This is a genomic window from Clostridium cavendishii DSM 21758 (assembly GCF_900141845.1).
Taxonomy (GTDB): Bacteria; Bacillota; Clostridia; order Clostridiales; family Clostridiaceae; genus Clostridium_AG; species Clostridium_AG cavendishii.
Window position 1 is genome coordinate 1 of the sequence record NZ_FQZB01000010.1, and the last position, 13,177, is coordinate 13,177.

Annotated in this window: 11 protein-coding genes and 2 tRNA genes; 2 read left to right on the plus strand and 11 right to left on the minus strand. The window is 28.1% G+C overall.

All coding sequences use genetic code 11. The features are described 5' to 3' along the window. The 6 genes from BUB01_RS11560 to BUB01_RS11585 form a co-directional block, all read right to left on the minus strand. Positions 1 to 74 (minus strand) — tRNA-Gly (locus BUB01_RS11560). A 5-nt stretch (positions 75 to 79) separates the two neighbouring features. Then, positions 80 to 155: transfer RNA gene (locus tag BUB01_RS11565), tRNA-Pro, on the minus strand. 330 nt (positions 156 to 485) lie between these two features. Continuing rightward, positions 486 to 959, minus strand: coding sequence for a YfcE family phosphodiesterase (locus BUB01_RS11570; RefSeq protein WP_072987606.1), 474 nt, complete (start codon positions 957 to 959; stop codon positions 486 to 488). A 23-nt stretch (positions 960 to 982) separates the two neighbouring features. Further along, complete coding sequence (locus tag BUB01_RS11575) at positions 983 to 1,597, minus strand: XTP/dITP diphosphatase (protein WP_072987610.1); 615 nt, start codon at positions 1,595 to 1,597, stop codon at positions 983 to 985. Beyond that, positions 1,597 to 2,349 carry a ribonuclease PH gene (rph, locus tag BUB01_RS11580; protein WP_072987613.1) on the minus strand — a complete coding sequence of 251 codons (753 nt, stop codon included), beginning with the start codon at positions 2,347 to 2,349 and terminating at the stop codon, positions 1,597 to 1,599. Before rph ends, BUB01_RS11575 begins: the two co-directional genes overlap by 1 nt. A gap of 22 nt (positions 2,350 to 2,371) precedes the next feature. Then, positions 2,372 to 3,349, minus strand: a complete 978-nt coding sequence (locus BUB01_RS11585; RefSeq protein WP_072988286.1) for an AIR synthase family protein — start codon at positions 3,347 to 3,349, stop codon at positions 2,372 to 2,374. 93 nt (positions 3,350 to 3,442) lie between these two features. Between BUB01_RS11585 and BUB01_RS11590 the strand changes: the two genes are divergently transcribed. Further along, a complete protein-coding gene (locus BUB01_RS11590; RefSeq protein ID WP_072987615.1) occupies positions 3,443 to 4,963 on the plus strand; it encodes a hypothetical protein in 1,521 nt (506 codons plus the stop codon). A gap of 43 nt (positions 4,964 to 5,006) precedes the next feature. Here BUB01_RS11590 and BUB01_RS11595 read toward each other — a convergent pair whose 3' ends face one another. Continuing rightward, positions 5,007 to 6,602, minus strand: a complete 1,596-nt coding sequence (locus tag BUB01_RS11595) for an ABC transporter substrate-binding protein (RefSeq protein WP_072987618.1) — start codon at positions 6,600 to 6,602, stop codon at positions 5,007 to 5,009. Between the two features lie 159 nt (positions 6,603 to 6,761). Between BUB01_RS11595 and BUB01_RS11600 the strand changes: the two genes are divergently transcribed. Next, positions 6,762 to 7,031, plus strand: a complete 270-nt coding sequence (locus tag BUB01_RS11600) for a hypothetical protein (protein WP_072987621.1) — start codon at positions 6,762 to 6,764, stop codon at positions 7,029 to 7,031. A gap of 27 nt (positions 7,032 to 7,058) precedes the next feature. Here the strand turns inward: BUB01_RS11600 and BUB01_RS11605 are convergent, their stop codons facing one another. The 4 genes from BUB01_RS11605 to BUB01_RS11620 all read right to left on the minus strand — a co-directional run bounded on the left by BUB01_RS11605 (position 7,059) and on the right by BUB01_RS11620 (position 13,064). Beyond that, a complete protein-coding gene (locus tag BUB01_RS11605) occupies positions 7,059 to 7,340 on the minus strand; it encodes a hypothetical protein (protein ID WP_072987625.1) in 282 nt (93 codons plus the stop codon). Then, a complete protein-coding gene (ligA, locus tag BUB01_RS11610; protein WP_072987628.1) occupies positions 7,333 to 9,333 on the minus strand; it encodes an NAD-dependent DNA ligase LigA in 2,001 nt (666 codons plus the stop codon). Before ligA ends, BUB01_RS11605 begins: the two co-directional genes overlap by 8 nt. Before the next feature lie 117 nt (positions 9,334 to 9,450). Further along, positions 9,451 to 11,733, minus strand: coding sequence for a DNA helicase PcrA (gene pcrA, locus BUB01_RS11615; RefSeq protein WP_072987631.1), 2,283 nt, complete (start codon positions 11,731 to 11,733; stop codon positions 9,451 to 9,453). A 608-nt stretch (positions 11,734 to 12,341) separates the two neighbouring features. Beyond that, a complete protein-coding gene (locus BUB01_RS11620) occupies positions 12,342 to 13,064 on the minus strand; it encodes a pseudouridine synthase (protein WP_072987634.1) in 723 nt (240 codons plus the stop codon). Positions 13,065 to 13,177: the final 113 nt, after the last annotated feature.

Below are 13,177 nucleotides of genomic sequence, written 5' to 3' on the forward strand. Positions count from 1 at the left end.
TGGAGCGGGTGATGGGAATCGAACCCACGTAACTAGCTTGGAAGGCTAGGGCTCTACCATTGAGCTACACCCGCTTAAGTGGTCGGGGTGACAGGGATTGAACCTGCGACCTCATGGTCCCAAACCACGCGCGCTCCCATCTGCGCCACACCCCGAAGTGTTGCTGCCTACTAAGCTGTTACTTCTTAGCGACAAAGATTATTCTACACGATATAAACTCTTTCGTCAACACCTTTTTTTATTTCCAATGAAAACTCTGTCAAGTCTTACTACCACTATGTTTTATTACAATTCAAGCTTAAACATTGTTAAAGTTTAAATTTTAAAACATTAAAGAATTTTCAGAATATTTATTTTCAAAAATCATATTACAATATATATTATGATTTAATTTTTCTATCTAATTATTAAACAAATCGTATATTTACTTCCATAAAAATATATTTTTCTCATTATAACTCCTATTTAAATATTAAGGACAGAAATTACAATTCTATTATATATGGATATATTGGTCTATTTTTCTCAATTTCAATAAACGCCATAGTATGCTTAGATAGTTTTGGTAAAGAAGCACTGCCTGGATTAATAAGCCAAATATTATTATTTTCATCTATACTTGGAATATGATTGTGTCCAAACATTACTCCATCTACCCCAAGTTCACATGCTCTTAAATAGATTCTATTAAGATCATATTTTACACCATATTTATCACCATGAGTTATTAGAAATTTTTTATCTTCTATCTCTATTATCTGTTCTTTCAATTCTTTTGTATCAAAATCACAGTTTCCTTTTACTCCATATATTTTCCCACTAAATCCTTCAGCAATATAATATAAATCCTTTATATTGTCCCCTAAATGGATAAGCATATCTGCTTTTTGTATCCTTGCTTTTACCTTATCCATAAAGCTAGTAAAATTATGTGTATCACTAACAACAGCTACAACCATAGTATTCCCCCTTATATCTATTCTTACTTTAGAAAATTCTCTAAAGCAGCCCTAATCTTATTTAAGGCTTTTCCTCTATGACTTATTAAATTTTTCTCTTTGCTCGTCATTTGAGCAAAAGTCTTATTAAAATCTTTTACAAAAAATATAGGATCATAACCAAATCCAGAAGATCCACTATAAGTTTCTGTTATTTCACCATGTGTTCTTCCTTCTACTTTTATTTCTTCTAAGTTATCTGTTATTAGAACAATTGAACAAACAAAACTTGCTCCTCTTTGTTCTTTTTCTACGCCTCTTAAATTATTTAATAATTTCTCATTATTTTTTTCTGAATTTCCATGTTCTCCTGCATACCTTGCCGAATACACACCAGGTTCTCCATTTAAACATTCCACTTCCAGTCCAGAATCATCAGACATAACAATAAAGTTACTCTCTCCATTTTCAAGTAAATATTCAGTTATTACCTTAGCTTTCTTATATGCATTTTCTTCAAAAGTTTTCCCATCTTCTTCAACATCAATAAATATTCCTGCATCTTTTAATGAAACTATCTCTACATTTAGATTATTTAAAATCTCTTTTATTTCTTTTACCTTATGTTCATTATTCGATGCCACTATTACCTTCTTCATTAATCTATAACTCCCCCTGTTCCAATCCAAAGTGAATCCATCTTAAGACTTTCCTTTTGCATATGAATCATTTGCTTTATTCCTTTTTCAGCTAAATCTAATAATTCATTTAAAGTATTTCTAGAAAATGACTTTTGTTCACCTGTCCCCTGAACTTCTATATATTCTCCCTCATCTGTCATAACAATATTCATATCTACCATTGCCTTAGAATCCTCTTCATAACAAAGGTCTAATAAAATTTCATCATCTACTATTCCAACGCTAATAGCTGTTACAAAATTTCTTATAGGGTATATTTTAAATGGATTTTCCTTATGTAATTTATTCACAGCATCTACCAATGCTATAAATGAACCTGTTATAGCTGTGGTTCGCGTACCTCCATCAGCTTGTATTACATCACAATCTATCCATATAGTTTTTTCACCTAAAGCTTTTAAATCTACTACAGTTCTTAAAGCTCTACCTATTAACCTTTGAATCTCCATAGTTCTTCCATCTATCTTAAGTTTTGAAATATCTCTTACTTTTCTAGTTTGTGTACTTCTTGGAAGCATATTATATTCAGCTGTTATCCATCCTTCACTTTTGCCTTTTAAAAATGGTGGTACCTTTTCTTCTATAGATGCATTACAAAGTACTTTTGTATCTCCAACTTCTATAAGAACTGACCCTTCTGCATATTTTGTATAATTTCTAGTTATTTTAACTGGTCTTACTTGATCTTTTTTTCTTGATTGACCTCTCAACACAATCTCCCTCCAAGAATTATTACTTTATATTAAATAAGTCATCTGTTTCTGGTGCGTCAATATATATTTTTTCACCATTATACATCATAACTTTATTACTATCTGTAATTTTCCCAATTATATCAGCCTTTATGTTATTTTTATTTAATTCTTTAACTATATCCTTACCATATTTACTTGTCATAAGCATACTTCCTGAAGATATTAGTTTTAAAGGGTTTATATTAAACTCCTTACAAATCTTTTTAGTTACATCTTTAATAGGTAATTTATCATAATTAACTTCGAAACCTACATCCGAAGCTTCACATACCTCCCATAATGCACCTAAAAGACCTCCCTCAGTTATATCGTGCATTGAATTAACACCAATTTCACCAGCTATAACACCTTCTTTTACAACGCTTATGTTATTTATCATTTTTAATGCTTCATTATATTCAGAAGTAGTTAATATTTTTTCACATCTTTCTTTATGATCATTAGCAAGTATAGCTGTTCCTTCAGAAGCTAAATATTTAGTAACTATTATATCATCCCCTACCTCTGCAGTTGATGATGCAACAGCCTTTCCACTAATACATCTGCCAAATACAGTACATGATACAACCATTCTGGTTACAGCTGAAGTTACCTCTGTATGACCTCCAATTATTTCGACATTTAATTTTGTAGTTTCTTCATTAATTTCTTGCATTACTTTATTAATATCTTCTAATGTAGCATCCTCAGGTGCTAATATAGTTACAGTTATTCCAAGTGGCTCCACTCCACTTGAAGCTATATCATTACAATTAATATGCACAGCTAATCTACCTATATCTTTAGTAGTTCCTGTTATTGGATCTGTTGATATTACACATTCATAATCTCCAAAATTCACAACCGAACAATCTTCGCCTATTCCACTTCTTATTCTTACCTCTTCTCTTTTTACTGTATTATTTCTGTTTATCAGATTTTTTAAATCTGTCCAATTTAATTTACCAATTTTCATAAAAAAATCTCCTTCTATATATTCTAAAAAAGGTCTTATTATCATAAAATTCTCATATTATTATATCAATATTACTTTTATGAGGTGAATATCTTGAGATATATAGGACCCTTCTTTAGAATGAATTCCTTATCTACTAAAGAAATAGAAAATCAATTGTTTTTTCTATCTAGAGAAGCTATTAAACACATAGTTTTAGAATCTAAATGCGGAATTGTTACTTCATCTAAAAGTTCAAAAAAATTTCTTTCCAATAATGATATTAACATATTAAAAGATTTTTCTCCACTTTTATGTCTCTACAAAAAAGCTACTCCTAAAATTTATTCTGTCAAGCATTCTAAAGCTTGGCAGGAAGATAGTTTTAAGAAAGAGATTCTTTGTTTTCCTAATGCTTTAATGACATTATCTTTATTAGAGCTAACAAGCTACTATGATAAATTTAAAAACATTAATGAAGAACTTCATTCATTTGCTAACCTTTATAAAAGCATTGCAAAATTACAATTAGATTTTTATTCTTCATATTTAAGAAATAGTGAAGGCATATTTGTAGATAAGAAAAATTCCAATGAATCTCTTAGTAGTGAATATAATTTAGTTGAAAAGGATAGAAAATTTAAATTTTCAGACCAAGCTATTATGATGGTAACTTATTATTTATATTCTATAACTTGCCCTTTAGATAAGGATTCTGAAAACTTCAAAATCTTTTCACTAGATATACTTAATATGTTTGTTTCTTATAAGGAAGAAATATACAATCTTTCTTTTGAAGAATGTTCTAAAATATGTTTTGCCTTTAATGTGATGTATAAGTATTATCCTAATAATGAATGTAAACTATTTTTAATTGACATTAGTGAATTCTTAATATCTAAATCCAATGAATCGCCTCTTTCTACTGATGAATTAGAATTATCATGTTTTACAGCTTTAAATTTACTTTTATCTTATAAAAATACTAATATTTCATCCTTTAAAGATTATTTCGAAGATATTACTGCTAATCATAGAAAACTTTATGATTCTGAAAATGGAATATTCTTTAATAGTGATGATAAAAAAGAATGTAAATATACAAGTTCTGAAGTAACTTTATACTATTTAAATCTTCATATGTATGATAAGCATATAGATTCTTCAAAAGAATTAAAAACAACCCTAGGTAATCTTTACAAACAATTTTTTGTTAACTCAGGCATGGTAGTTTCATGGCCTGAAGCTCCATCTTTAGATTCCATAGAACGTTATACTAACTTTTCTTTAAAATTTGAGGATTTGTTAGAAGAAACTATGTTTAGAATGCCAAATTTAGTTTCCTCTGATGTTAATGGAATGGCTCCTGTATTTAACAAAACAATTATCTATTCTAAGAAAAAAGAATGTTTCTTATCTGGTAGAAATACATTTGATAGTAGTAAAAATATGCTTATTATATATCTTATATTATTCTTCATAAAAGAAAATTGTTTAAATTCTCTTATTAAGACAATGGATATAGTAACTAGGGAAGAACTTTCTTCTAAAAATGAACAAAACGCTTTTAGATCTTTAAACCAAATTACTGAAGAATATACTGTTATTGTTGATAATAAAAAAGATACTCATTAAAAAATACTAAGCTTATAGGTTATCCTGTAAGCTTAGTATTTTTTCATTCCATTTCAACATCTTTAAATAATATATTCCCGTTACCATCTAAGCTAATATCTTTTATTCTATCTGATTTACACCAAACCACATTATTGAAATAAAGCGGTATAAATGGTAGTTTCTCTTTCAATATTCCCTCTGCTGTTGCTATATTTTGCATCAATTCAGCTTTATTACTATTTGAATCTAATTTTCCAACAACCTTACTATAAGAAGAATCAGAAAAACCTCCTAAAGTATTTTCACCTTTGTTCCACTCTTTTAAAAAGCTTATTATATTGTTAGAATCAACATCATAAGTTTTTAAATACATAGTATATTCTTTACTATCTATAACATTTTTTATTTCTTGCTCATTATAAAAATTAATATTTATTTTCAACCCATTATTCTCTTGTAATTTTTTTTGAATAAAAGTTAGTAAAATTCTACTCTCACTGTTATCTACTGCTATTAAATTAAGCTTACCTGATTTAACTTTTAATTTTTCAAATATATCATTTGCTTGTTTTTTGTTAATTTCTTTTTGTTTACTATTATCAGTTATATTTGAATTTGTCATAAGAGATTTGTCTGGCTTTTCTCTTCTTACAAAATCTCCTAATGCAACCTCTTTAAAGTTATTTTTCACAAGGTCAGAATCAAAAACTTCCCACATCAATGCTTTCCATATTCCTTTTCTAAACTCCAAATCAGATGCTATTTTATTTTGTTCATTAAATACCAACGTAACTAATGAATTACTTGGATAAATACTAAAACCACTGTTATTTTTAACTTTACTAATTGACGCTACAGGTGGATTGAGTAATAAATCTATTTTACTAGTGTTAAATGCTGCAAAACCTAACTCATCGCCTTGTGTAAGTTTAAATTCAAGATTTTGTATTAGTCTTTGATTTCTTATATTATAGTTCTCATTAGGTACAACTCTTACCTTATCTCCTTCTGCTACATACTCTATTCTATATGCGCCTGTATATAATATGCTAGAATACTCTTTAGAATAATTTTTAAGCTTATCATCTAAATTTCTAAGCCTATATCTAGGTTCTGTCAACATTTTTAGAAATCCATCATTTTTAGAATTCATTCTAAACTTAAGTTTATCATCACTAGGGGCTGATATTGCTACTCCTTTTTCAAAAGCAATTTTACCTTCTATATATTCACGAACTCCATAAATACAATATAATTCTTTGTAAAAGTCTAAATTTTTATGATTATCTAATATGCCTTTAAAGAAGTTTACATAATCAGATGCCTTTATTTTTTTCCCATCACTCCATTTAGCTTTATCATCTATTACAAAAGTATATTCTATACCATCTTGTGTACACCCCCAAGCTTTAGCTATTGAAGGCAATATTGTTCCATCTTCATTTATTTCTACCAAACCATCAAATAATGAACAAATTAAATCATTTTCTCTAATACCAGTTTCATTAAGATCTAACGATTTTGGCATAGCTGTTGTTGCATATATTATGTATTTACTTTCATCTTCTTCATTACTCTTTTTTCTTATTGTAATACAAGACATAAATGTTGTAGCTAAAAGTAATATACTTATTAAAACCATCAACTTTTTTTTCATAAGAATTCTCCTAAATAAATTATAACTTTATTACTTATAATTGACATATAAGAAAAATATTAAACATTTTATTTTAGATTTTTCTCTCTTAATCCTTTATAATATTTATATACATATGGTATAATCTATTTAAATTATTAATATCTTGGAGGATTACATATGATTTTAGTATTAGAAATTATAGGTATAATTTTCATGCTTACTTTAATCTTTGTGGCTGTGTGGGGCTTTATTTTAGCAAACCAATTTTATGCTCAAGCACGCTACCAAAATTATTTATTAGAAAAGCTTACTCAAAATATTTATTTATTAGTAAAGAAAAACAATTCGTTAACATCCGGTACTAGTAATAATTCTAATGAAAATGTTAACTCTGAAAATATAGAACCACCTAATAGCATATTACAAGATGATAAACAAAATCCTTAGCTTTTTAAAGCTAAGGATTTTTGTTATTTATTTTACATAAGTATGCATAAAAAAGAATGCTAAACAAGCTATTATTGCACAGATTATACTATAAGTATATTTAGCTTTACCATTTTCATGAAATAAAAACCTAATTGCCCATAATATCATAGTTATACCTACGCCTAATTTTATCATATAATAAGAATTAAACGCCTGACTTATATATATAAACTGATAGGTTGTAAGTAAGGTACATATAATTATTATACTTGTCATAGTAGCTGCTATAAGACTCAATAACTGTATTATTTTTTTTAAATTATCCATTTAACATACCTTCAAACTCTTCCTCTGATAATATTTTTATTTCTAGAGTTTTAGCTTTTTCATACTTAGAGCCTGCTGCTTCTCCAGCTATAACATAATCAGTCTTCTTACTTACGCTTCCAGCAACTTTAGCTCCTAAACTTTCTAGTTTTTCCTTTATGCTAGTTCTAGAATAATTAACAAGACTTCCTGTGACTACTACGGTTTTTCCTTCAAACGGATTCTCTTTAACTTCTACTTCTTCATATTCTGGTTTTACACCAAGAATTAATAACTCATTAATAGTAACAATTGCTCTTTCTTCTTTGAAAAATTCCACTATGGATTTTGCAACTATATCGCCTACATCTGAAACTTCTATAAGTTCTTCAAATTTAGCATTTTTTAAATTCTCAAGACTTTTAAATCTTGAACATAAATCTTTAGCAGTCTTTACACCCACATTTGGAATGCTTAATGCATATATAAATGCAGGCAATTTACATACCTTACTATTTTCTATTGCATTTAACAAGTTTTGTGCCTTTTTAGGACCAAACTTTTCTAATGTTAATAGATTATCATATTGTGTCTCTAACTTATAGAGATCTGATATAGCCTTTATATCAAGCTTTTCAAATAATTGTTCTGCAGTTTTTTCCGAAAAACCTTCAATATTCATAGCTTCTCTAGATGCGAAATGAACTATAGTCTTAACCATTTGTGGTTTACAGCTTAAAGTATTTTCACAAAATATATGAACACCTTCTTGTATTAAGTGCCCCCCACAAGCTGGACACACTGTTGGTAGAGGTATTTCCTGAGCATCCTCTAGACTATCTTCTGTTACTCCCATTATTTCTGGTATAACATCATTACTCCTTCTTACTAATACTGTTGCGCCAAGCTTAACACCTTTTCTTTTTATGTCATCCATATTATTAAGTGTAGCTCTTTTTACAGTAACCCCTCCAAGATCTACAGGCTCTAAAATTGCTGTAGGTGCTACTCTACCGCTTCTTCCTACATTCCATTCAACCTCTAAAAGCTTTGTTGTTGTTTCTTGTGCTTCAAACTTATAAGCTATTGCCCACTTAGGAAATTTTATAGTATTCCCTAAAAGTTCTCTTGTCTTAATATCATCTATTGCTATCACTATACCATCAATATCATAATTCAAATCAAATCTTATATTTTCTATATATTCAATTTCTTTTTCTATTTCATCTATTGATGTACATAATTTAATATAATCATCTACAGGAAAACCTTTTTGTTTTATAAAATCTAACATCTCAATATAGCTTTTAAAACCTTCACCTTCATTATATCCAACATCATAAAAAAAGGCTGATAGATTTCTTTTTGCAGTCTCTCTAACATTTAAATTTCTAAGTGCTCCTGCTGCACCATTTCTTAAATTCTTAAGTGGCGTTTCAGCTGTTAAATTGTACTTATCAAAGGCTTCCTTTGTCATTATAGCTTCACCATGTATTTCGAAGAAATCTTTTGTATTAAGCTTTAATGGTATAGATTTAATAGTCTTAGCTTGTGCTGTTACATCTTCCCCTATAAAACCTGTACCTCTTGTAGCTGCAGTTATCATTATTCCTTCTTCATTATAAGAAAGATTTAATGTTAGTCCATCAAACTTTTTAGTAACTACATATTTTAATTCTGGAAGCTTTTCTGTATTTACTTTATTATATTCATTTACAAATTTAACATTTCTATTATGCCATTCTGTAAGTTCTTCTACTGTTTGCGCCTTATCTAAACTCCAAAGCTTAGCTTTATGAGTATACTTTTTAAACTCAGGTAGAACAATATCTCCTACTCTTTGAGTTGGTGAATAAGGTAAAATATAATTAGTTTCCTTTTCTAATGAAACTAATTCATAATAAAGCTCATCATACTCTTTATCTGAAACTTTAATATTACTTAAAACATAATATTCATAAGCATATTCATTTAAGTTTTTTACAAGCTCCTCAATTCTTTTAATCTTATCCATATATCCTCCTATTTTACATGAAGCTTTATATCCTATTTAGAAAATACTACGCCACTTTATCATAGCTGCTTATCTAATTAAATACCTACAAATAAATCCTAGTAGGTGTTTTTATTATTATAATAACTCTAAAGGTGCAAAACTAAGCATCAAATTCTTAATACCTTGATTATCAAAGGCTATCATAAGTTTAACATCATTAGGTTCTTTTGTTATTTTCACTATAGTACCTACACCAAATTTATTATGCTTAACTTTCCTTCCCATTGTGGCTTCTTCTGCCGTAAGCATTTTGTTTTCACCTTCATTTATTATATCTTTTAATTTTTCAAGAGCATCTGCAGCTGTTTCCTTCTTAGTATGATTATTTGAACCCAAACCCATACTGCTTCTTAAGCTATGTGGATTTGCTGTAGGTCCTAAATCCTTAGCAAACATATTTTGACTTGTTTTAGGTTTAGTATTACGTGCATTTACATACTCTTTAAGTTCTGATGGTATTTCTGATATAAAATCCGATTGTGGATATGCTACAGTTCTTCCAAAAACTCTTCTAATTTCTGATGATGTCATATAAAGTTTTTCCCTAGCTCTTGTTATACCAACATAACAAAGTCTTCTTGATTCTTGCATTTCTGAATCTTTTTCAAAAGAAGATGAACTTGGAAACATTCCATTCTCCATACCAACCATAAATACTACTGGAAATTCTAAACCTTTAGAACTATGAACTGTCATCATAAGTACAGAATTAGCATCTTGATCCATATTATCTACATCTTGCACTAATGCAACTTTTTCAAGATAATTTGCAAGAGACTTCTCTTCCGGATTATTCTTTTCAAAATCAACAGCATCTGAAACTAATTCCTTTAAATTCTCTATTCTACTTTCATCTTCCAGTTCTTTAGATTCTTTTAATGACTTCATATAACCAGTTTTGTCAAGTACATATTCTATAAGCTCTGAAACTGAAAGTTGTTCTGACATCATAATTAAATCTTCCATTATTTCAGTAAATTTTTGTATAGAATTTATATTTCTCGCAGTTAATGTAGGAATTATCTCTGCATCTAATAATGCATTATAAAGACTATCTTCTATACTTGATGCATATTGTTGAACTTTTTCTATAGTTGCATCTCCTATACTTCTCTTAGGAACATTTACAATTCTTCTTAAGTTTATTGTATCTACAGGATTTACTACAACTCTTAAATATGCTAAAATATCCTTTATTTCTTTTCTATCATAGAATTTAAGCCCACCAATTATCCTATATGGTATATTATTACGTCTAAAAACTTCTTCGAATATACGTGATTGTGCATTAGTTCTATATAGTATAGCAAAATCTTTATAGTTTAATTCATCAGCCTCTCTTAATTTTTTAATTTCTGAAGCTACAAATTTTCCTTCATCAGTATCTGAAAAAGCTCTATATATCCTTACCTTTTCACCAGGTATTTCTTCTGTTCTTAGTACCTTGCTCTTTCTTTCTGTATTGTTAGCTATAACCTTATTTGCTGCATCTAATATATTTCCCTTAGATCTATAATTTTGTTCTAATTTAACTACCTTTGCATCTTTATAATCTTTTTCGAAGTCTAATATATTTCTAATATCAGCACCTCTCCATTGATAAATACATTGGTCATCATCACCCACAACACATATATTTTTATATTTTGCAGCTAATAATTTTATAAATTCATATTGTGATTTATTAGTGTCTTGATACTCATCTACCATTATATATTTAAATTTATTTTGGTAAAATTCAAGTACCTCTGGTACTGTTTTAAACAATTCTACAGTTTTAACTATTAAATCATCAAAATCTAATGCATTATTTTCTTTAAGTTTCTTTTGATAAAGCAAATAAGCATCTGCTATTTTATTTTTTCTAAAGTCAGTTTCATATTCTCTTTTAAATTGAGCTGCTGTTTGCAATTTATCCTTCGCTTTACCTATATTTGATAGAATTTCCGAACCATCAATATCTTTTTCATTTATATTCAATTCTTTCATAACATGCTTTACTAAAGTCTTTTGGTCTGAAGAATCATAAATTGTAAAATCTTTTTTATATCCTATTTTATCTATTTCTCTTCTTAATATTCTTACACAAGTGGAGTGAAATGTTGATATCCACATATTATCAGCTTCATCTCCAATTAAAGCCTTTACTCTCTCTCTCATTTCAGCAGCTGCTTTATTTGTAAATGTTATAGCTAATATATTGTAAGATTTTATCCCCTTATCACCTATCATATATGCTATCCTATGTGTTAGAACTCTTGTTTTCCCAGAACCTGCCCCTGCTAATATAAGTACCTGCCCATCTATAGTTGTTGCTGCTTCAAATTGTTCTTTGTTAAGCAAGCTTTTTAAATCCATACAATCACTCCTTCTTATCGCAAAACCTTAATAAGGCTTAGCTTTTATAATTGTTGCTAAAGAATATTATATCATATTACTATTACTTATATCTAAATAATAATAAAAAAGTAATAGTACAACTCTTAAACTTTCTATAAGTAGAACTATTCCAAATTAACTATAGGCTCCTATATATTTATAATGGCTTCCCCCTAAAACATAATATTAAAATTAATAGATTAATAACTTTATATACATAATAAAACGACTTAAATTTATTATTTAAAATAAGTTTAAGCCGTTATAACATTCATTTATAGTTTATAATTCATAAAAAGCAAAAAATGCAGGATTTTATGACGTTCTTCCTGCATTTTTATAAAGGGTTTAAAGGGTTTAAAAAATCAAAAACGCAACCCTTGGGGCCAGGTTGCGCTTAAAGCAATAAGCAATAAATAAAAAGGGGGCTATTTAATCCTTTTATTTATCCTTGCAGACATATTATATTAAATTTAATTGAAAAATGCAAGTTTTTTATAGAAATTATTATAAATATTTTGTTAAAATGAAATTTATCTATTATTTTACTACAAATATGAAAGTTTTTTTCTTTTTTATTATAGGAATTATTCCCAATTAGAATAAAGTATATCTAATTCTTCTTGAGTAAGTTCTCTATATTCACCCTCTTCTAAACTTTCATCTAAAGCCAAATTACCAAAGTTAGTTCTTTTTAAATAAACAACTTTTTTACCTCTGCTTTCAAACATCCTCTTGACTTGATGATACTTTCCTTCTTGTACGGTTACTTTGACTCTTGCTGAATCTTGTAAATTTTCTATTATCTCCAATTCAGCTTCCATACACTTATAACCATCATCTAAAATCACACCATCTTTAAAAGCTTTTATATCAGCTTCATCTATTGGCATATTTATTTCTGCATAATAAACTTTGTCTACATGCCATTTGGGTGATATTAATTTATGATTTAAATCTCCATCATTAGTTAATAAAAGTAATCCTACTGTATCTTTATCTAGTCTTCCTACTGGAAATGGTTCAAAAACCTGATGCTCATAACATAAAAGATCTATAACTGTTTCATCTCTATTATCAAATGTTGCAGATATAACTCCATCAGGCTTATTCATCATAAGATATATAAACTCTCTATATATTACTTCTTCATCATTAACATGAATTATATCTTTCTCTGGATCTATCTGCAGCCCATTATCTTTAACTATAATATTATTAACTTTAACATAACCCTTTTTTATTATTTGTTTTAATTCTTTTCTCGTTCCATAACCAAGGTTTGATAAAACCTTATCTAATCTTTCCAAAGTATAACACTCCTTATAATTTAGTATGCCTTATTATATATTAAAAAATTACGTTTTTAAAGACTCTTATATTAAAACATATTTACAAAATAATGAACACTAAAATTTAATTT

Coding starts and splice junctions, on each gene's coding strand:
- BUB01_RS11595 (WP_072987618.1), bottom strand. CDS start 6,602: ATGAAAAAAAAGTTGATGGTTTTAATAAGTATATTACTTTTAGCTACA.
- BUB01_RS11600 (WP_072987621.1), top strand. CDS start 6,762: ATGATTTTAGTATTAGAAATTATAGGTATAATTTTCATGCTTACTTTA.
- BUB01_RS11575 (WP_072987610.1), bottom strand. CDS start 1,597: ATGAAGAAGGTAATAGTGGCATCGAATAATGAACATAAGGTAAAAGAA.
- BUB01_RS11585 (WP_072988286.1), bottom strand. CDS start 3,349: ATGAAAATTGGTAAATTAAATTGGACAGATTTAAAAAATCTGATAAAC.
- ligA (WP_072987628.1), bottom strand. CDS start 9,333: ATGGATAAGATTAAAAGAATTGAGGAGCTTGTAAAAAACTTAAATGAA.
- BUB01_RS11570 (WP_072987606.1), bottom strand. CDS start 959: ATGGTTGTAGCTGTTGTTAGTGATACACATAATTTTACTAGCTTTATG.
- pcrA (WP_072987631.1), bottom strand. CDS start 11,733: ATGGATTTAAAAAGCTTGCTTAACAAAGAACAATTTGAAGCAGCAACA.
- BUB01_RS11605 (WP_072987625.1), bottom strand. CDS start 7,340: ATGGATAATTTAAAAAAAATAATACAGTTATTGAGTCTTATAGCAGCT.